The sequence below is a fragment of the Nonomuraea sp. NPDC005650 genome (assembly GCF_040605375.1).
Taxonomy (GTDB): Bacteria; Actinomycetota; Actinomycetes; order Streptosporangiales; family Streptosporangiaceae; genus Nonomuraea.
Genome location: NZ_JBEXCR010000006.1, coordinates 169,089 through 189,606 on the forward strand (window position 1 = coordinate 169,089; position 20,518 = coordinate 189,606).

The window sequence follows — 20,518 nt, forward strand, 5'->3', positions numbered from 1 at the left end:
TAACTTCGATAGATGGGCATCGACGAAGGAGGACACGTCGATGGGTGTCCAACGCGCCACCGTTTCTTCCCATGCGATTCGCCCGGTCGAGTTGCGCCCGTTGCTGGCGGCGATGGAAGCCCTGCGCGACGGGGACTTCCGGGTCAGGCTGCCGACGGACCAGGACGGCATGACTGCCGAGCTGGCCGCCGTCTTCAACCAGATCGCCGACCGCAATCTGCACTTCTCGGATGAGTTGAGCCGGGTCCGGCGCGAGGTCGTACGCAACGGCCGGCTCGACGAGCGAATGTCCGCCAGCCCTGGCCAGGGTGCTTGGACGGCGACGCTCAACGCGGCGAACTCGCTCGTCGATGTGCTGGTCGTGCCGACCGCCAATGCGACGCGCGTCCTGGAGGCGGTCGTGGGGGGCGACCTGACCCAGCGGGTGGACCTGCATGACGACAGCCGGCCGCTGTGCGGCAGCCTGCGCCGGCTCGGGGAGACGGTCAACCAGATGGTCGACCAGCTGTCGCTGTTCACGAGCGAGGTCACCAGGGTGGCCCGCGAGGTCGGCGCGGAAGGACGCCTCGGCGGGCGCGCCAAGGTGAACGGGCTGTCCGGCAGCTGGCGGGACGTGACGGAGGCCGTCAACACGATGGCCAGCAGGCTCACCGCACAGGTGCGGGACATCGCGGTGGTGACGACGGCCGTGGCCCGCGGCGATCTGACCCGGTCGGTGACCGTCGAGGCGACGGGTGAGCTGCTGGAGCTGAAGCTCACCGTCAACACGATGGTCGATCAGCTGTCAGCCTTCGCCGACGAGGTCACCCGAGTGGCCCGCGAGGTCGGCACCGAAGGACAGCTGGGTGGCCAGGCGCAGGTCCGCGGCGTGTCCGGGGTGTGGAAGGACCTCACCGACAACGTCAACTTCATGGCACTCAACCTCACCACCCAGGTCCGCAACATCGCCGAGGTCACGACATCCGTCGCCAACGGCGACCTGTCCAAACAGATCACCGTCGACGCCCAGGGCGAGATCCTGCAGCTCAAGAACACCGTCAACACCATGGTCGACCAACTGTCCGCCTTCGCCGACGAAGTCACCCGCGTCGCCCGCGAAGTCGGCACCGACGGCCGACTCGGCGGACGCGCACACGTCCGCGGCGTATCAGGAGTCTGGAAAGACCTCACCGACAACGTCAACTTCATGGCCGACAACCTCACCAGCCAAGTACGCAACATCGCCCAGGTCGCCACCGCCGTAGCCCAAGGAGACCTCGGCAAGAAGATCGACGTCGACGCCCGCGGCGAAATCCTCGAACTCAAATCGACCATCAACACCATGGTCGACACCCTGTCCTCGTTCTCCTCCGAAGTCACCCGCGTCGCCCGCGAAGTCGGCACCGAAGGCAACCTCGGCGGCCAGGCCCAGGTCCGCGGCGTATCCGGAGTCTGGAAGGACCTCACCGACAACGTCAACGAACTCGCGCTCAACCTCACCACCCAGGTCCGCAACATCGCCGAGGTCACGACATCCGTCGCCAACGGCGACCTGTCCAAACAGATCACCGTCGACGCCCAGGGCGAGATCCTGCAGCTCAAGAACACCGTCAACACCATGGTCGACCAACTGTCCGCCTTCGCCGACGAAGTCACCCGCGTCGCCCGCGAAGTCGGCACCGACGGCCGACTCGGCGGACGCGCACACGTCCGCGGCGTATCAGGAGTCTGGAAAGACCTCACCGACAACGTCAACTTCATGGCCGACAACCTCACCAGCCAAGTACGCAACATCGCCCAGGTCGCCACCGCCGTAGCCCAAGGAGACCTCGGCAAGAAGATCGACGTCGACGCCCGCGGCGAAATCCTCGAACTCAAATCGACCATCAACACCATGGTCGACACCCTGTCCTCGTTCTCCTCCGAAGTCACCCGCGTCGCCCGCGAAGTCGGCACCGAAGGCAACCTCGGCGGCCAGGCCCAGGTCCGCGGCGTATCCGGAATGTGGAAGGACCTCACCGACAACGTCAACGAACTCGCGCTCAACCTCACCACCCAGGTCCGCGCCATCGCCGAGGTGACCTCGGCCGTCACACAGGGTGACATGTCCCGCGTCATCGCCGTCGAGACCCGCGGTGAGGTCTCGGAGTTGAAGGACAACATCAACCAGATGGTCTCCAATCTCCGCGAGACCACCCGGGCCAAGGACTGGCTGGAGTCGAACCTCACCCGCCTGGCCGGGCTGATGCAGGGTCACCGCGACCTCACGGAGGTCGCCGACCTGGTGCTGCGCGAGCTCACCCCGCTGGTCAACGCGCAGTACGGCGCGTTCTTCCTCACCGACACCGACAGCGACAGCGACCGCGAAGGCGGACCAGGGAAGGGGCTCGCCTACATCGCCGGCTACGGCTCGCAGGGGCGAACCGTCGACACCACGGGAATCCCGGGCCACGGCCTCGTCCAGCAGGCCGTCCAGGAGAAGAAGCGCATCCTCGTGGCGGACGCCCCGCCCGACTACATCACGATCCGCTCGGGCCTCGGGGAGGGTACGCCGACGAGCGTCGTCATCATCCCGATCCCCTTCGAGGACAAGGTGCTCGGCGTCATCGAACTGGCCTCGTTCAGCCGCTTCTCCGACGTGCACCTGGCCTTCTTCGACCAGTTCGTCGACACCATCGGGGTCGCGATCAACACCATCATCGCCAACTCGCGTACGGAGGCGCTGCTCGGCGAGTCGCAGCGGCTGACGACCCAGCTCCAGGAACGCTCCAAGGAGCTGCAGAGGCAGCAGACCGAGCTGCAGCGCTCCAACGAGCAGCTCGCGGAGAAGGCGGCGCTGTTGTCCTCGGCCTCGCAGTACAAGTCGGAGTTCCTGGCGAACATGTCGCACGAGCTGCGCTCGCCGCTGAGCTCGCTGCTCATCTACGCCCGGTTGCTGGCCGACAACGCCGAAGGTCACCTCTCCTCAGAAGAAGAGCAGTTCGCGCACAACATCTACTGGTCGGGGTCCGATCTGCTGCAGCTGATCAACGACATCCTCGATCTGTCGAAGGTCGAGGCCGGCCGGATGGACATCCGGCCGAAGTACCTTCCGCTGGCCACGCTGCTCGACTACGTGAACACCGCTTTCCGGCCCATCTCCACGGAGCACGGGCTCGACTTCGCCATCGAGGTGTCCGAGGACGCGCCTCTCGACCTCTACTCCGACGGGCAGCGGCTCCAGCAGATCCTGCGCAACCTGCTGTCCAACGCGTTCAAGTTCACCTCGGAAGGCCATGTCAAGCTGCACGTGGAACGAGCGGTCAACGTCGACGACGAGTCTCTGGGCTCGGCCGAGGACGTCATCGCCTTCACCGTCGAGGACACCGGCATCGGCATCCCACCCGAGAAGCTCACCACCATCTTCGAGGCGTTCGAACAGGTGCACGGTCCCGCCGGCCACACCAGCGGCACCGGTCTCGGCCTGTCCATCAGCCGCGAGCTCGCCGGTCTGCTCGGCGGCAAGATCGTGGCCGAGAGCGGGCTCGGCCGCGGCAGCAGGTTCACGTTGTACGTGCCCGTGGTCCCTCCGCTCCGGGAAGAACTGGGCGAACATGCTCCCGACCAGGCAACGGCGGCGGTCGCGCCCGCGGAGACGGAGCCCGGACCCGGAGAAGCGCGGCCCGTCGTCACCGCGCCCGACGGCCACGTGGTCGAACTGACCGCCCACCGCGGGCTCGCCGACCGTACGGCCCAGCCGGAGCGAACAGACGAGCGGAAGACCGGCCGCGCGGCGGAGGCGCTGTCGGGCACCCAGGTCCTCATCGTGGACGACGATGTGCGCCTGGTCACGGCGCTCACCCACGTCCTCGGACGGGTGGGGATGTCGGTGCTGCGCGCCGCGAACGGCGAGGAGGGCATCGAGATGCTCGCCCGCCATCCGCAGGTCTCGCTCGTCCTGATGGACATCATGATGCCCGTGATGGATGGCTACGAGGCCATGCGGACGATCCGTAGCGATCCCCGACACGCCGATCTTCCCATCATCGCGCTCACCGCCAAGGTCATCGCCGGGGAGCGGGAGAAGGCGATCGCCGCGGGCGCCAACGAGTACGTGCAGAAGCCCGCCGATGTGAACCTGCTGCTCAGCGTCGCCCGGAAGCTCCTGGATACGGACGACTCCGAAGAGTAGCCCTCAGGCGAGTCCGCGTGACCGAACCTCTGTCCTGTGACTCCAGAGGCCGGTGCGCGCAACCGCACCGGATTCCTGCCACTGACCTGCACAGATGTGTGATGTGGGGTGCCGGGACGTCGATGCAGAATCGAACCTGGCTCTGTAGCTCAGCTCCGCCATCAGCCAAAAGCTTGGGCGAAATGAGGATGCCCCGCAATGGACCGCCTAACGAAGCTGCGCCAATACGTCGACGCACTCGGCACCCCGGGAACCGCGGACGGCGACGCGGACAGATGGCCTGTGCACGACGAACTCCTGACGTTCCCCGGCGAGGACGAGGTCACCCGGCTCACCCGGTCCGTCACCCGTTGTATGGGACGGCTGGAACAGGCGCTCCGGCAGCAGCGCCGGTTCGCCTCAGAAGTCTCACACGAGCTCCGCAATCCCATCGCCGCGTTGCGCGTCCGGCTGGAGGAGGCGCAGCTGCACCCACGCCAGACTCGCATGGAGGACCTCATCGATCAGACTCTGGCCGACGTCGACCGGTTGGAGGCGATCGTCACCGACCTGCTCCTGCTGTCACGGATCGAGGCGACCGGCAGCGAGAGCAGGTACAACGGCGCCAGGATTCCGGAGGCGGTCGATCTGGCGGAGTTGGTGAGCTCGGAGTGCTTCCGCCGGGTGGACCGGCTGGGCAACAAGCTGCGGCTCGCCCCCGGGGTGATGGTCATGGGCATTCGCAACGAGCTCGTCCGGGTGCTCACCAATCTGCTCGACAACGCCCAACGGCATGCGATCCACGAGGTCGAGGTCGAGGTCGGCCGCAACGGGCACAGCGCCGAGCTGATCGTCTCCGACGACGGCGACGGGATCGCCGAGGTCGACAGAAAACGGATCTTCGAGCGCTTCGTCCGGCTTGACGCCTCCTACCAGCGCGATCGCAACGGCACCGGACTCGGGCTGGCGATCTCGCGTGAGATCGCCCATGCCCATCACGGCACCCTTGAGGTGGGCAAGTCCGCCAGCGGCGGAGCCCGCTTCGTGCTCCGGCTCCCGCTGTCCGATCACCTGGCGCTGTCCGGACAGGTCCTCTCGTACGATCGCGCGAACGGATCGCGCTGAAGCGGGCGCGCGGACCTGGGAGATTGCCCATAGACAGCGGTTATACCCGCAGGTATTGGACCGCGGCACCGCCTGCGACGACGCCACCGCCGTCCTCGGCACGGACATCGACGCCTCCGGCGGCTACCTCACCGGCTGACAACGAAGCCGCCTGAATCCCGGTAGCAAGTCCCTGACCTGCGGATTTGATTGTCCTAATAGCTCTGGACAATGTCTGGACGATTGGTCACTTGCCCGTGCCGGGCAGTGGCGGTCAGAGTGATGCCGTTCCCCAGCGCCATTGGCAGGCATGCGGATATTCCGCTGAATCGCCGTGCGCGGTTGACCGGGGACTCCCGAGTCGGAAAGTGCAGAGGATTTCTTTGAAAGGAGATCCGATGATCGGACGAAAAGGGATTACAGGGGCGGCTCTCGTCGTCGGGCTGACGGCCGGGCTCATGGCGGGGTCGTCCGCGTCGGCGCAGGCGGGGCTGGGCGTCACCGCCGCCTCGGACAGCTCGGCCGCCCTGGCGCCGGGCTGGTCCGCGAAGTCCTTCCTGGGGATCGGGTACCACGACCGCTGCAAGGGCTGGCAGCGGATAAAGACCCCGTACAGGACCGGCGCCTACATCACGACCAGCAGGCAGGTCCACTGTGAGAAGGGCGAGTGGGGCCGCCGGGCCGTGGTCAAGACGAGCCTCCAGCAGTATCGCGGGTTAGGTTTCTGGCGGACGAAGGCCACCTCGGAGGTGAAGAAGGGAAGGGCGGCGTTCACCGTGACGACGACCCCTTCGTGGAAGTGCTCCGGCGGCAGCCAGCTCTACCGCAACCAGACGAAGGTGCATCTCTACTCCGTCCTGCGTGGCAGCGAAGTGGCCACCCTGTACAAGCGGACGCAGGAGCGCCGGATCCAGTGTTGATCTCGGGCTGGGACGGGGGCGTAGCTCGGCCGGACTTCGGCCCTTGGCGCTCGCGAGAGCGCCAAGGGCGTTTTCTTCCGAAGGAGTGAGCGGCGGATGGGATCGCGTGAGAGAAGGCATGTCCCGGCGTGGCGCGTGATCGTCGGCGGGGTCGTGCCGGCCCTGGCCTTCGTGCTGTGGGCGTCGGTCTCGGTGGCGGAGGAGGAACCGTACGAGGACGTCAAAAGGCAATACATCGCCGCCGTGGACGCGGTGTGCGAGGAAGCGTCCCGGCAGTCGGACCTCCGCGAGGAGCCGCCCGCGAACCTGCGCGAGGAGGTGGACGAACTGCGCCGCGCGTCGGAGTCGATGACCGGCACCATCGCCGCGATAGAAGCGATCGCGCCGCCCGATGGTGACGTCCCGCGGGTGCGAAACGGGTTCTTCGTGCCCGCCCGGGCGCTGGCCGCGAGCCTGCGCGGACTCAGCGGACGCGCGGAGGCGGCGATGCGCGCGGACAGGGAGGGCGAGGCGAAGAAGGCGGTGGAACAGTCCTTGGAACCGGACGAGAACGAGAAGGCATTGCGATCCTTCGCGGCGGAGTACGGCTTCCGGGCATGCGCGGGTGAATGACCACAATGTCGGGGTAAACCGCAGAATTCCGGACCTATACGGACAATTCAGGTAATCTCATTTGCTCTCAGGGTGTCACAGGCCCATGCCGGGGTCGTCGACACGGCCGGATGACGGTGCCGGAGAGGGCAGGTGAAGATGCCGGAATTACCGGGGACGTCAGGCTCACAGGGAGACGAGCCTGACCCGCAGTGGACGGGCAGGGGAGCTCGGCCCGGACGAAAACCGGTCCGGCCGGAACCGGCCGCGGGCCCGGTGGCGGCCCTCGCGTCCCGCCTGTGGGAGCTCAAGGCGGAGGCGGGCGACCCGTCCTTCGCGGAGATGTCGACCCGTATGGGCGCGGCGGCCTCGAAATCCTCGCTGGCGGCCGCCGCCCGGGGGCAGGTGCTGCCGACCTGGGAGACGACGTGGGAGTTCGTCCGGGTCCTCGCCGTCAACCGGTTGGGGCAGGACGCCGAGGAGGCCAGGCGCGAGTGGCGAGCCCACTGGGAGCGGGCCGCGAACGCCGCCGCACGTAGCGAGACCGCCGAAGGCCGTACGGGTCACGACGCAACCCGCACCACCGAAGGCCGTACAGGTCACGACGGAACCCGCGCCGGACCCGCCGAGGCCCGTGCCGGGCACATCGAGAGGGGGGTCCGGATGGCAGAGCATCCCGAACGCCGGCCCCGGCCGCCCCTTGCCAGGAGGCCGGCCGTGATCGCGGCGGTCGCGACCGCCGCTGCCGCCGCCGGCGCCGCCCTCTTCACCTGGCTCGCCCCGCTCTCCGGAGCGGACGAGTCCACCGCGCCGGGCACCACGGCTCGCGCCGCCTCCTCCTACGACGATTCCGCCTTCGAGCAGGACGTCACCCATCCGGACGGCACGGTGGTGAAGACGGGGACGGAGTTCACGAAGATCTGGCGGATCAGGAACACCGGCACCATCCCGTGGCGGGGACGCTATCTCACCCGGCTGAACGACACCCCGTGCCGCGCCCCCAAGCGGGTCGAGATCCGCCCGGTCCAGCCGGGCGAGCCCGTCGACATCGCGGTACGCGTCCGCGCATCGGACTCCCCCGGCAGATGCAAGATCTACTGGAAGATGACCGACGAGGCCGGGACCCAGTTGCTGTCCGCCAAGAAGCCGATCTTCCTGGACGTGGTCGTCGGCTGATCAGCGAGCACCACCCTGAGTAACAGGGTGAGTGCGTCGGCGGATTCCTCCTTGGGAGGATGTCAATGGGCTTCTACGTGAGAACGAGCCTCAAGGCTGGACCGTTCCGGTTCAATCTGTCCCGTACGGGCATCGGGGTCTCGGTAGGCATACCCGGGTTCAGGGTGGGGACGGGCCCGCGCGGCAACTATGTGCGCATGGGCGCGGGCACGATCTCCTACCGCAGCACCGTGTCGCGCCCGGCCGCTCATCACTCGATACCTCAGGCGTACCTGCCGCCCCCTCCGGCGCCGGGGGTCGTCATGCGGGATGTCACGGGCGCCTCCGTCCAGGAACTGGTCGCCGCCGATCCGAGCGACATCGTCCGGCAACTCCAGGCCGCCGCCCGGCGCCGGCCGCTCTGGCCGTTCGCGCTGGCCGCTCTCGTCGTCGTCGCCCTGATCGTCGGCGGCTGGGGATTGCTGCTCGTCCCGGTCGGCGCGCCCGCGATCGTCTGGCTGGCCTTTCGCGATCGCGCCGCCAGGTCGGTCGTGGTCCTGTACGACGTCAACGACGACGCCGCGCAACGGTTCGGGCAGATCGTCGACGCTGTGGCCGCCCTGCCCCAGGCGCACCGGCTGTGGCACATCGCCGCGGCGGGCGCCATCACCACGACCTACCAGTACAAGGTCAACAGCGGCGCCTCCACGCTGCTCCAGCGCCATCCCGCCGCCACCGGGTTGGCGGGTCCCCGCTGCCTGGTGACCAATGTCGCGGTTCCGACCCTGTCCGCCGGGCGAAGTCGTGTCTATTTCCTCCCGGATCGGGTGCTGCTTCAGGAGAACAATCACTTCGCCGACATTCCGTACCAGAACCTGCGCGTGACCGCGTCCCAGACCCGTTTCATCGAGACCGGCGCCGTTCCCGCTGACGGACAGGTCGTCGGGAGCACCTGGCGGTACGTCAACGTGCGCGGTGGCCCCGACCGGCGCTTCAAGGACAACGCCCAGCTTCCCGTCCTGTTGTACGGCAGGCTGACCCTGCAGAGCACGAACGGTCTCAACCTCATCTGGGACGCCTCTCAGACCTGGCCGGTCGAGGCCGTCGGCCGCGCGCTCAGACTGGCCTCCTCCGCCAGGACACCGGCCATCCGTCCGTGATCGGAGCCTGATCCCGTTCGCAGCCGCACAGCCGATGCCCTGGCTAGTGGATGTCATCCCTGTCGTGGGCCGGCGTGGGATGCATCCGGAACGCGACGATCAACGCGGGGACGACGAGCACGGCCATGGCCAGGAAGACGTCGGAGAAGGCAGCGCCTTCGTGCCCGGAGTACAGGGGGTTGACGGCGTCGCCGCCGCTTTGCCGCCTCGCGGTCACCAGCACACCGAACAGGGCCGGGCCGGTGCCCGCGCCGAGGAACTGGGCTCCTTGGAGGATCCCGAGACCGGCGCCGACCTGGTCAGCCGGCAGCGCGCCTGCCGCAGCGCTGATGATCGGGGTCATCACGCAGATGAACCCGATGCTGAGCCCGAATATCCCGGCCCCCGCGGGGACCACCGACGCGCCTCCCGCGAAGGTCGACAGGAACAGGGCGAACACTCCGACGGCGGCGAGGCCCGTGAGCACCAGGAGCCGGGTGCCGATGCGGTCGGTGAGGCGGCCGATCAACGGCGAGACGACGGCGACGGCGACCCCGGCCGGGATCATGACCAGGGCCCCGGCCCCCGGTTCGAGACCGTTGACGTCAACCACCAGGAGCGGGACGAACACCAAGCCGCCGAGGTTGACGATCATGGCGAGGAACGCGACGACGACCGCGGCCCGGTAGACCCGGTTGGTGAACAGCGCGGGCTGGACGAACGGCTGCGCGACGCGGACGGTGCGCCACCCGAAGAGTGCGATGGCCACGATCGCCACCACGAGGCTGACCCAGGACGAGGGCGCGGTCAGGCCGGCGACCTGCGCCTGGGTGATGCCGAAAAGGATCAGCCCGGCGCCGAGGCCCAGGAGGACGCCGCCGAGAAGATCGAACCGCTCCGCACCGGCCGGGGCCTCGGCCGGCAGCACCCGCCACGCCGCGGGAAGCAGCACCAACGCGACCACGAGCATGAGCCAGAACAGCGCGGACCAGCCGAGGAACTGGCCGATCCCGCCACCGACCGCCGGTCCGGCGGCGGTGCCGATGCCCGCGGCCGCGGAGATGACGCCGATCCCCATCCCCCGCTTGTCCTCCGGCATCAACCTGGTGACGGCGATGATCGAGAGCACCGGGATCGCGGCCGCGCCCACCCCCATCACGATCCGCCCGAGCACGAGCACGAGGAGATCCGGGGCGAGCGCGCAGGCCAGACTGCCGGCGGCGTAGGTCAGCAGGGCGAAGGCGAAGAGATGCCGCAGGCTCACCCGGTCGGAGATGCGGCCGTAGAACGGGATGCCGATCGAGAACATCAGCAGAAACCCGGTGACGACCCACGCGAGCTCCGCCTCGGAGGCCCCGAACTCCGCTCCGATCGACGGGAGCACGAGATTGACCATGTCGCTGGCGATGACCGTGGCGAGCATCGCCGGCATGAGCACTGCCAGCAGGACCGGCCCTGAGCCGGTTCGTTCGGTTGTGGTCGACGTGGGTGTCATTCGACGCGTCCTCCGTGCGACATTACTGCCACCGTTGTAGTTACAGTTAGGGCAAAAAGAACGGCGGAGGACACGCCTCCGCCGGTGCTCGGTCAGTGATTCGGTAGCGCGGCTGCACGCTCGGCGGCCAGCACCTGCTGGACCAGGTGGGCGATGGTCGTCCGGCCGAGCCGTTCCTTCATGGCCTGCTCCGCGTCCCGGAACTCCACCTCGAGCAGATCTTGCATGTGGCGCCCGACCTCGCAGGCATCGCTGGCCGGATGGGTGTGCCGCGACAGGATCGGCCCCTGCTCGACGGCGCCGTACGCGTCATAGAGCGTGATCTCACGCGGGGCGCGGGCAAGGGACCAGCCGCCGCCGCGCCCCTCGGTGGACCACACCAGGCCAGCGTCCCGCAGGCTGCCGAGGATGCGCCGGACGAGAACCGGATTGCTCGCCAGGCTGTCCGCGATCTCCGCGGAGGTCAGCGAGCGTTCGCCCCAGCGCGCCAACATCGTGAGCGCGTGAATCGCGACCGCGCTCCTGCTGCTGAGACTCACCCGCGTCCCTTCACACACTGTCGCATGCAGATCGAACTGCAATGAGATTAGTTGCAGTTTGATCGCTCGTCAATCCAGAAGCGGCGCGGTCGGCCGCCGCCTGGGGCTACTGGGCATCCGACCCGTCGGGCCGGGGCCTGCCCGGCGGTCAGCGGCCGTACGCCTCCAGCAGCCGCAGCCACACCTCGCTGACCGTGGGGAACGACGGAACCGCGTGCCACAGCCGGTTCAGCGGAACCTCGCCGACGACCGCGATCGTCGCGGCGTGCAGCAGTTCTGCGACGTCCGGACCCACGAGCGTGAAGCCGACGATCACTTTCCGGTCCTCGTCGACGACCATGCGGGCGTGCCCCCGGTATCCGTCAGCGTGCAGGGCGGATCCGGCGACGGCGCCCAGGTCGTGGTCGACGACGCGGATCCGTACCCCGGCGGCCTCGGCCGCGGCCGCGGTCAGCCCCACCGACGCGATCTCCGGTTCGGTGAAGACCACCTGGGGCACCGCGCGCTCGTCGGCCGTGGCGACGTGCCGGCCCCAGCGGCCGTCCTCGACCTCTTCGCCCTTCGCCCGCGCCACGATGACGTCGCCGACCGCGCGGGCCTGGTATTTGCCCTGGTGGGTCAGCAGCACCCGCCGGTTGACGTCACCGGCGGCGTACAGCCATCCGTCACCGATCGGCGCCCCGTCCTGCCCGACCACGCGCAGCGTGTCGTCCACCGTGAGCCAGGCACCCGGCGTCAGGCCGACGGCGCCGAGACCGAGGTCCTGGGTGTTCGGTGTCCGGCCGGTCGCCACCAGAACCTCGTCGGCCTCGACGTGCTCGCCGTCGGCCATCGTGAGGTGCACCGTTCCGGCCCCGTCGCGGTGCACCGATGCGGCCTCCGCGCCGAGGCGTACCGACACCCCGGCCTCCCGCAACGACTCGGTGACCCGCTCGCCGGCGAACGGCTCGGCCAGCGGCAGCACACCGTCACGGGCCAGCATCGTCACCGAGGACCCCAGGGCGGCGAAGGCGGTCGCCATCTCCGATGCCACCACGCCGCCGCCGATGATCGCGAGCCGGCCGGGGACCGCGCTCGCGGCGGCCGCCTCCCGGCTGGTCCACGGCGCGGCCTCGCGCAGACCGGGAACGTCCGGCAGCAGCGCGACGCTTCCGGTCGCGATGACCACCGCATGCCGGGCCGTCAACGTGACCGGGACGCCGTCGTCGCCGGTCACCTCGACCACGTTCGCGGCCACGATCCGGCCCTGACCACGGTGCAGGGCGATCCCGGCAGAATCGAGCCAGCCGACCTGACCCTCATCCTTCCAGTGCGAGGCGAACGAATCCCGGCGGCCCAGCACCGCGGCCGCGTCGAGACCGCCGGTCACCGCCTCGCGAGCTCCCGGCACCTGACGCGCCGCCCGCAACGCCGCCGCGCTGCGCAGCAACGCCTTGGTCGGCATGCAGGCCCAGTAGGAGCATTCCCCGCCGACGAGCTCGCGCTCGACGACGGCGGCGCTGAGCCCGCCCTGCACCACCCGGTCGGCGACGTTCTCCCCGACCGGGCCGGCCCCGATGACGATGACGTCGTACGTGTCGCCGTCCATGTCAGTTCCCCTTCGCGGCGCGGCCGAGACGCAGGGCCGAGATGAGGAAGAAGATGCCGCCGGGGATGGCGTAGCCGGCCGCGTTGGTCAGCGTCGGGCTGCCCGCGGAGGCGCCGACGATGAACGACGCACCGGCGAGCACGGAGATGCCGCCGCTGATGATCATCGGCCACTGGCCGCCCATCTTGCGGCGGGTGACACCCACGATCAGCTGGACCACCCCGGCCACGACCGCCCAGGCGCCCCACACGCGCAGCACCGCCGGGATACCGGACGCGCAGGCGATGGCCACGCCGACGGCGGTGATCAGGCTGACCGCGATGTTCACGTACAGCAGGGCAGGTGATCCGGTGGTGCGCGACGCGCGGGCGTCGATGACGGCGGCGGCCACGTCGAACAGCGGGTAGAGCACGAGCAGGGCGACCGCGAGCGGACCCAGGTTCGAGGCGGTCGTGAACATCGCCAGGGCCCAGACGACGGCGAACGCGAACCGGACGAAGTACAGGCGCCGCAGCGCGGACGCGGTCCCGGAAATGCCGGGCGAGGCAGCGATAGTGCTCATGATGATCCTTTCGGCGGGTTGAGTGACGAGGAGAGCGGTTCAGAACGGCCCGCTGCCGGACCTCCCAGCTAGACCGAACGTTCTGTCTCGGCACAGCATGGCGACTTGCGACGGAGGCTGTCAAGACCGAACGTTCTATCCACTAGGATGGGCGTATGCCCAGCCAATCCGAAGGCCGGCCGTCCGAAGCGCGGTCCCGGCTGCTCAACACGGCCATCCGGCTCTTCTACGCGGAGGGCATCCACTCCGTCGGCATCGACCGCATCATCGCCGAGGCGCAGGTGACGCGGGCCACCCTCTACCGGCACTTCCCCGGCAAGGAAGACCTCGTCCTCGCCTACCTGAACGAGGTCGACCGAGCCATGCGGGGTCAGGCGGACGAGGCCGTCGCCGCCGAGCTGCCGGCCGCCGGCACCATCCGGGCCCTCAGCACGTCCATCGCCCAGGGCATCCAGTCCCGCGGCTTCCGGGGATGCGCTTTCCTCAACGCCGCCGCCGAGTATCCCGACCCCGAGTCCCCGGTGCACAAGGCCGTGCTCGCCCATCGCCAATGGTTCCTGGAAACCGTCACGGAACTGCTGGCCAAGATCCAGGAGACCGGTGCCGAGCCCGCCGCCCGCCACTTCGTGATGATGCGCGACGGCGCCATGGCCGCCGGCTGCCTGTTCGACCCGGCGCTGATCTGCGAGACCTTCCTGCGCGGAGTCGAGAGGCTCCTGCAGGTTTATGCCACCACCGACTACAGCGGACCGGCGGGCGCCTGAAGCCTCAGGCGCGAGGCGCGATCACCGCGAACGCGGGCGCTCCGGCTTGAAGTCCACGGGCGACACTCCCCAGATGAAAAGGCCGTTGAGCGGGCACTCGTCGAAGTCCGCCCGCAGGGTGCGGGTCAGGAACTCCACCATCCCGCAGTCGTAACGGCGCCACAGATCGTCGCCCCTGTTCCACACGATCACGGGCCAGGATTCGGGGTCGTCGCCGGCGGCGTCCCAGCACAGCAGGTCGGCGGTCGCGTCCACGCCCCAGGTGATGAGTTCGGGCGTCGCGTTCGCCAGTTCGGCGGACTTCTGCCACGCATAGGTCGACTCTGCCCAAAGGGCCTCGGCGTTCCACGTCTCATTGAGCATCCCGTCGGTGACCGGATCGCCCCCCTTGGGCTCGGGAGATATCACCGCCAGGAAGTCGTGGACAGCTCCCCCTCCGTAGGTCTGGATGAAGTCCACGTAATCGGAAGGGAACCCCTTCTTCCCCCACGATTCGGCCAACCGGGCCCAGTCAACCGACAAGCCGCCCCCGACCGGGGGTGGCATGAGCCGCTTGATCGCTTCCATGCCGGCCATCACATCACCTCAGTCACTTCGTCCAATCCCACCAGCCCCAACCGTGACCAGCGTATGCGCCCGTCGGGCGATTGCCGCGTGCCGGGCCTCCCTCCTCAGCCGGAGTCGCTACGGCCCGCCAGCAGCGCGCATAAGCGGCTTCATCGGGCCTGCTCGATGGCGGCCGGACGGAGCTGGGCCGCGCGGATCCGCGAGACGTCCAGCTTGCTCGTACGGTCGAAGCGATAGATGCCGTTCTGTTCCTGGAAGACGTCGGTCAGCTGTGTGTAGCAGTAGCCGAACATCCGGGGGTCGTCCAGCAGGACTCCGACCAACCCGGCGAACCGCCGCTGGAGCTCCTCCTCGCTCGCGGGGCGTTCGCCGTATCCCCAGGAGCTCTCCTCGGGGCGTACGTCCGGGTTCCACCAGATGCCCCCGAACTCACTGCAGAAGTACGGCTGGCCCTGGTATGGCACCGACCAGGCCGTGCCGTCGCGATCGGCGTTGACGAACGGCGCCCCGTCGGCCAGGCCCGCCATGAGCCGGCCGAACAGCTCGGGATCCTGCTCGTAGCAGTGCGAGTCGTAGACGTCGGCGCCCGGGACACGATGGGCGTAGCCGGACGCGTCGATCACCGGGCGGGTGAGGTCGGCCGCCTTCGTGGCCAGGTACATCCCCCAGGTGACGTCGTCGAGCACGGTGATCTGGTCGGTCGACCGCTGCCAGGTCTCGTTGAGCGGGCACCAGCCGACGATGGACGGGTGGGAGTAGTCGCGTTCGACCGCCTCCAGCCACTGGGTCACGAACGACGCGGTCGGTCGCTGGTTGTCGCCGGAAGGCCCGCCTGTGTTGGCTCCCCAGTCCCCGAACTCGCCCCAGACCAGGAAACCCGGCGAGCAGTACGAGCACGAGCGACCAGAAGATCGTGCTGTAGGCGAGCCCGGAGTAGATCAGCTGGAGCCCCTCGAACCGGTCGCTCTGGATGTCGACCTCGTCTGGGCTTATGGGGGCAGAGCCCATGTCCGCGTTCGCGGCGATCTGTTCTTTGATCGCCTCTGTGCCGGAGACGATGATTCCGATGGCGCTGATCACGTTGAGCACCGCGGCGGCGATGGCCGCGTACACCGCTCGGGTAAGTTCGCCGGCCTCTGGGGGGCATTGGCGGCGCGCCGGTCTTCGAATTGGGCGGGTGCTTGGGGTTCGTACATGGACATGCGGGATCCCTTTCCTGAACGTTGTGCGTCTCGACGATGCGGTGATTGCCGACCTGTGTCAGGCACTCCGCGACCGCTAATGCCGCACGCATTTCGCGCGGCCCTGAGAGGTATGGCAGGTTCGCCCGGCCTCCGGGGGGCGGCGGCGAATTCCGGAACTGCGCAAGACAGCAATCCCTTCCGTTCGACCGGCGGCTTTCCTGAGGGCGATCCCATCACTCACCTGCGGTGGAAGACGTACGGAAGAAAAACAGAAGAGCGGCCTCCTAATGTCCTGCGACAACCCACGGACCGCAAGCAGGAGGTGCAGCTCAGGGCGGCAAAGGACGTTTCTCGCCCAGCTCCCGGAGTTGTTTGCGGTGCTCGTGGAAGAATGACCTGCAAATAAATGTCCCCCCAGGGGCGTTCTGCCAGGGCCTCGCAATCACGGATAACGCAAGATCTGCGAGCCATGCCCTGACGGCGTTCGTAGAGGCTGCCACGACGTACCGGCTGGTGCGGGTCGGCCCACGAGATCATCGAGTTCGGCGCGGCCGGCTCCCAGCGCGCCCTGGGAGTGTCGCCTCGACAGGCGATTCGACATTCACTAGAAAAGGATCAGATCCGGCACCTGAGGGAACGGCGTGCAACGACCACCAGAGGACGTCACGCGACCTTCTCCACGCTCGTCGAGCACAGGCCGATCGGCTGCGGGATCGAGGTGCGGATGAACCCACACTCCACGAGGTGGCCCCGGTACATCTCCTTCATACCGGCCGCCATGATCGTCATCGGCGCCGTCTTCAACTTGCTGTCCCCGCGCTACTACTGGGGCGACTACCTGCTGGGCGCCGCGGTCGTGGTGGCGGGGGCGCTGCTGTCGCGACGGCACACGATCGCGGTCGCGGCGGCCGTTGTGCTGGTCCAGCTGGTGTTGTTGATCAAGGATGGCTACTTCGGTCATGCCGTCGGCACCCTCTCATTGATCAGCGCGGTGTTCACCGCGCTCGTGGGCCTCGGGGTGAACCGCGTGGTCGCCCTCCACAACCGCCGACTGCAAGTGGTGCGTTCCGTCGCCGAGGCCGTCCAGCGCGCCGTGCTGCCCGCACCGCCGGCGCAGGTAGGTCCGCTGGCCATCGCCGCGGTCTACAAGGCCGCGCAGATCGAGGCCCTGATCGGCGGAGACGCCTACGCCGTCCAGGACACGCCGTACGGCACCAGATTGCTGATCGCGGATGTGCGAGGCAAGGGCCTGGACGCGGTCGGCACGATGGCCGTCCTGCTGGGCACGTTCCGAGAGGCGGCAGACCAGGCACCCGACCTGGTGGTGCTGGCCGAGCGCATGGAGCGCGCGCTGATCAAAGAAGCCTCCTCGCGCGAGGAGAACGTCCGGATGGAGGGGTTCGTCACCGCGGTGCTCGGCGAGATCACATCGGACGCGGACCAGGTGCGTCTGCTGAACTGCGGCCACCCCTCGCCGTTCCTCCTTCAGGGTGACACGGTGTCCTGCCTTGATCCCGCGGAGCCGAGCCTTCCCCTGGGCATGAGCCGCCTGGGCGTACCACGGGCACGACCCGACCACTGGCCCTTCCCGACCGGGAGCACGCTCCTGCTCGTCACCGACGGGGTGACGGAGGCCAGAGGCCGTGGTGGAACGTTCTACGACCCGGCAAGCCGACTCGGCGGCCGGGGCCCGTTCCGGCAGCCGGAGGAGGTGATCGACGTGCTGGTGCGAGATGTCGAGCGCTGGGCCGGCGGCCCGCGCGATGACGACATGGCGATTCTGGCGATCACCCGGCGCACTGGCGAACCGGCCCCGTGAACCACAACAGGGCGCGGGACCAGTACGGTGCGAGCCGGCCCGCCGCATCGCCACGCCGATAGCCAGGTGGACGGGCCCTCGAAGCGCTCGTCGACGACGGCGCGGCCGGCCCTCAGACGGGGCCTGTGCCGTCGGAGCCCCGCGAAAGGCCCATTCACGGCAGGTACGGGCATGGCGCCTGGCGACTGTCGCGAAGCCACTCGACACACGTGGGTCCGACACCGCGAGTGGGATCCGCTGACGGGTGCCTGTTTGTGAATTTAGGTAGATCTTTCTACATATCTCCCATCAGATGACACATCGGACACCCCCTTCTACCTGGGACTTTACCTTCACCGGAACCGTTGAACCCTCCTTGAGGCGCACTTGACCTGCGGAAACATCAAGCTACCCTCGCTCTATCACAGGCTTCCGGTCTATTCACATTGGTCACATGATTACCAATTTTGTCAGGATCAATGTGCATATATCCGGCCTTGTTCAGGAGGTCCTCTCACTTCCATGACGCCAGAGATTCAGAGGTTCATCGAACTGCTTCAGCGCCAGCTCGGCTATGCCGACAAGGGCTCGAACACCAAGTTCGGCGAGTGGTACGGCAGCAACGTCGGGTTCGACGCCGACTACAGTTCGGCCCCGTGGTGCGACATGTACCTCTCGTGGGCGGCGCACAAGCTCGGCTACCAGGCGTGGATCGGCCAGTTCGCGTGGACGGTGGCACACGCGAAGTGGTTCAAGGAACAGCACGCGTGGGGGAAGGTTCCGACGCCCGGCGCGTTGGTCTTCTTCGACTGGAGCGGCTCCGGCCAGATCGACGACATCGACCACGTCGGCGTCGTGACGAAGGTACAGGGCGACACGATCTTCACGATCGAGGGCAACATCGACGGCGGCGTCGTGGAGCGCAAAGAACGCAGCACGAGCAGTGTCGTCGGGTACGGCTATCCGGAACAGGTCAAGTCCCACCTGGACGCGACCAAGTCCGAACCCCAGCTGCTTCAGGCGCGCCCTGGACCCGAGGCGCCGCAGCAGGGGGCCGACAACTGGTCCGCCGAAGCCCGGCCCGGATCCCAAACGCGGCAAGATCAATACGCTGGCCAGACCTCTGAGACATCACGCGTCACCCACACGACCAGCCACCAGCCCGCTGACTCGCGGCCCAACGCGGACACGACCAACGACCGACCCTCCGACCGGGCACCCCACCAGCCATCCGGCGACCACACGGGCCAAAGGCAGCCGTCCGGCGAGCACACGGGCCAAACGCGCCCGTCCGGCGAGCACACAGGACAAGAGCGGCCGTCCGGCGACAAGACAGTCCAGCGCCCCCACGACCAGAACCCCCAGGCCACCGACGACCACGCGCCCCAGACAGACGGCCGGCCTGAGGCTGACGACCCGGGCCGGAACACCGCGGACGGACCTGGCACCCACGCCACGGCCGAGCCGGGCCGCGCCGCCGCGGACGGACCTGGCACGGGTGCCGCGAACGGACCAGGCACAGGTGCCGCAGACGGACCAGGCACAGGCGCCGCAGACGGCTCGCACTCTCAGGGGCAGTCGGCTGACCCTGTGAGCCCAGGCGACAACCAGGACGACCCTCACTCCGCCACCGCACGCCCCGCACCCACACACCCCCAGGCTTCGGACTCACCGCCGAACGCGACAGCCCCAACCCCAGCCCGGGATTCCGCCGACATTCCGCCCGCCACGGCTGCCCCGACCGCGAGTTCCCCCGACAGCCCGAGCGCCAGTCCGACCTCCGACACCCCGTCCACCACCCCCACCCCGACCTCCGACACCCCGACCACCACCCCCACCCCCACTGCCACCCCCACTGCCACCCCGACATCCGAGACGCCGTCGGCCACGGCCACCCCAACACCAACCGTCTCCGAGACATCCCCCACAGCCAGCGCGACCCCGACCTCCGACACGCCCTCGACGACGGCCTCGGCCAGCGCATCGGTGCCGCAGACGGCTCCGGAAACCACTCCTTCACCGACCGCCACCACCACCGAGCCGACCGAGTCCGCCACCACCGCCGAGCCGACCGAGTCCGCCGCCTCTCCCGAACCCGAGGCGACCGCTTCCCCGACGGAGGCCGCGGCCACCTCCCAGTCCGAGCCGACCGCCACCCCCACTCCGACCACCGCCCCCCACCCGGCCGAGCCGCTCACGTCCACCGCGGCCGAGCCGGTCCCCGAGGAGAGCACCCCCGCCGCGCCGAAAGCGGCTGACACCGCGTTCCCCACGCACCTCCAGGCCTCGGTCAGCGACCCGCTGGCGAGCCTGTCCACTCCGGCGTTGGTCACTTCGGCCGTGGTCGCGGTCGTGGTTCTGTTCGCGGTGCTCGTGGTGCTCAAGACCCGAGCCGGCGCCCGCTCGGCCGCCACCGCGACCGCCACCGGGTACGCTCCCCCGAGCCCGCCCGTGCCGCCCATGCCGGTCGTCCCGCGACACGGCGTCACCGAGCCGGACGAAGGCACGGCGTGGAGACGGGAGCTCCTGGAAGCCATCGAGGCCGCCGTAGCCCTCGACACCACCCCGTCCTCCGATCAGGACGGCGCCCCCGCACCCTCCGAGCAGGAGAACCGGCGACCCGACCCCGCTCGCGGCCCTCAGGACGAGGACGCCTTGACCGAGCCGCTGGACGCCGTCACCCACACTGGGCCGCTGGAGTCGACCGCCGACACCAGACCCCTCGACCCCATCGTCATCCCCACGGCGACGAGCCCGTTCAACGCCTTCACCCCGGCCGAGTCCACGGACGAGAACGTCCCCGACCAGGCCCGCGACGGGCGCAGCGGACACGACGACCAGCACACCGGCGATGAGGATGCCACCACCAGGTGGACGCCTCCGCCCCCGGCCCCCGACGCGCTCTAGCTTGAGCACCCGCTCAAGCTAGGGTCCGCAGGTCGGACGCTCGTGTCGGCAGCCGCGACGGGCATGATCTTCGCGA

At 68.6% G+C, this 20,518-nt stretch carries 16 protein-coding genes; 9 read left to right on the forward strand and 7 right to left on the reverse strand.

Annotated features, from left to right (window positions below; genetic code table 11):
* Positions 1-40 precede the first annotated feature (40 nt).
* The 6 genes from ABZS69_RS12385 (at position 41) to ABZS69_RS12410 (ending at position 9,059) form a co-directional block, all read left to right on the forward strand.
* A complete protein-coding gene (locus ABZS69_RS12385; RefSeq protein WP_355370141.1) occupies positions 41-4,150 on the forward strand; it encodes a HAMP domain-containing protein in 4,110 nt (1,369 codons plus the stop codon).
* Between the two features lie 198 nt (positions 4,151-4,348).
* The gene (locus tag ABZS69_RS12390) at positions 4,349-5,254 is read left to right on the forward strand and encodes a HAMP domain-containing sensor histidine kinase (RefSeq protein WP_355370143.1); all 906 of its coding nucleotides are present in this window, start codon (positions 4,349-4,351) and stop codon (positions 5,252-5,254) included.
* Positions 5,255-5,631: 377 nt separating this feature from the next.
* Positions 5,632-6,153 (forward strand): hypothetical protein, encoded by a 522-nt coding sequence (locus ABZS69_RS12395; RefSeq protein ID WP_355370145.1) that lies wholly within the window; start codon positions 5,632-5,634, stop codon positions 6,151-6,153.
* A gap of 135 nt (positions 6,154-6,288) precedes the next feature.
* Positions 6,289-6,765, forward strand: coding sequence for a hypothetical protein (locus ABZS69_RS12400; protein WP_355370147.1), 477 nt, complete (start codon positions 6,289-6,291; stop codon positions 6,763-6,765).
* 255 nt (positions 6,766-7,020) lie between these two features.
* Positions 7,021-7,920: an NBR1-Ig-like domain-containing protein gene (locus ABZS69_RS12405; protein WP_355370149.1), complete on the forward strand. Its 900-nt coding sequence runs from the start codon at positions 7,021-7,023 to the stop codon at positions 7,918-7,920.
* A gap of 65 nt (positions 7,921-7,985) precedes the next feature.
* A complete protein-coding gene (locus tag ABZS69_RS12410) occupies positions 7,986-9,059 on the forward strand; it encodes a DUF4236 domain-containing protein (protein WP_355370151.1) in 1,074 nt (357 codons plus the stop codon).
* Positions 9,060-9,102: 43 nt separating this feature from the next.
* Here ABZS69_RS12410 and ABZS69_RS12415 read toward each other — a convergent pair whose 3' ends face one another.
* The 4 genes from ABZS69_RS12415 to ABZS69_RS12430 form a co-directional block, all read right to left on the reverse strand.
* Positions 9,103-10,533 carry an MFS transporter gene (locus ABZS69_RS12415; RefSeq protein ID WP_355370153.1) on the reverse strand — a complete coding sequence of 477 codons (1,431 nt, stop codon included), beginning with the start codon at positions 10,531-10,533 and terminating at the stop codon, positions 9,103-9,105.
* Positions 10,534-10,625: 92 nt separating this feature from the next.
* Positions 10,626-11,114: an Rrf2 family transcriptional regulator gene (locus ABZS69_RS12420; RefSeq protein WP_355370155.1), complete on the reverse strand. Its 489-nt coding sequence runs from the start codon at positions 11,112-11,114 to the stop codon at positions 10,626-10,628.
* 106 nt (positions 11,115-11,220) lie between these two features.
* Complete coding sequence (locus ABZS69_RS12425; protein WP_355370157.1) at positions 11,221-12,660, reverse strand: NAD(P)/FAD-dependent oxidoreductase; 1,440 nt, start codon at positions 12,658-12,660, stop codon at positions 11,221-11,223.
* A gap of 1 nt (position 12,661) precedes the next feature.
* Positions 12,662-13,222, reverse strand: a complete 561-nt coding sequence (locus ABZS69_RS12430; RefSeq protein ID WP_355370159.1) for a hypothetical protein — start codon at positions 13,220-13,222, stop codon at positions 12,662-12,664.
* Between the two features lie 155 nt (positions 13,223-13,377).
* Here ABZS69_RS12430 and ABZS69_RS12435 point away from each other — a divergent pair, with 155 nt between their 5' ends.
* Positions 13,378-13,986 (forward strand): TetR/AcrR family transcriptional regulator, encoded by a 609-nt coding sequence (locus tag ABZS69_RS12435; protein WP_355370162.1) that lies wholly within the window; start codon positions 13,378-13,380, stop codon positions 13,984-13,986.
* Positions 13,987-14,007: 21 nt separating this feature from the next.
* Here ABZS69_RS12435 and ABZS69_RS12440 read toward each other — a convergent pair whose 3' ends face one another.
* The 3 genes from ABZS69_RS12440 to ABZS69_RS12450 form a co-directional block, all read right to left on the reverse strand.
* Positions 14,008-14,562, reverse strand: coding sequence for an SMI1/KNR4 family protein (locus tag ABZS69_RS12440; protein WP_355370164.1), 555 nt, complete (start codon positions 14,560-14,562; stop codon positions 14,008-14,010).
* Positions 14,563-14,702: 140 nt separating this feature from the next.
* Positions 14,703-15,344, reverse strand: coding sequence for a hypothetical protein (locus ABZS69_RS12445; RefSeq protein WP_355370166.1), 642 nt, complete (start codon positions 15,342-15,344; stop codon positions 14,703-14,705).
* Positions 15,345-16,400: 1,056 nt separating this feature from the next.
* Positions 16,401-16,526, reverse strand: coding sequence for a hypothetical protein (locus tag ABZS69_RS12450; protein WP_355370168.1), 126 nt, complete (start codon positions 16,524-16,526; stop codon positions 16,401-16,403).
* On the opposite strand from ABZS69_RS12450, the gene ABZS69_RS12455 reads away from it, so the two are divergent.
* Positions 16,516-17,556 carry a PP2C family protein-serine/threonine phosphatase gene (locus ABZS69_RS12455; RefSeq protein WP_355370171.1) on the forward strand — a complete coding sequence of 347 codons (1,041 nt, stop codon included), beginning with the start codon at positions 16,516-16,518 and terminating at the stop codon, positions 17,554-17,556. The genes ABZS69_RS12450 and ABZS69_RS12455 overlap by 11 nt on opposite strands.
* Positions 17,557-18,057: 501 nt before the next feature.
* Positions 18,058-20,442: a CHAP domain-containing protein gene (locus tag ABZS69_RS12460; RefSeq protein WP_355370174.1), complete on the forward strand. Its 2,385-nt coding sequence runs from the start codon at positions 18,058-18,060 to the stop codon at positions 20,440-20,442.
* Positions 20,443-20,518: the final 76 nt, after the last annotated feature.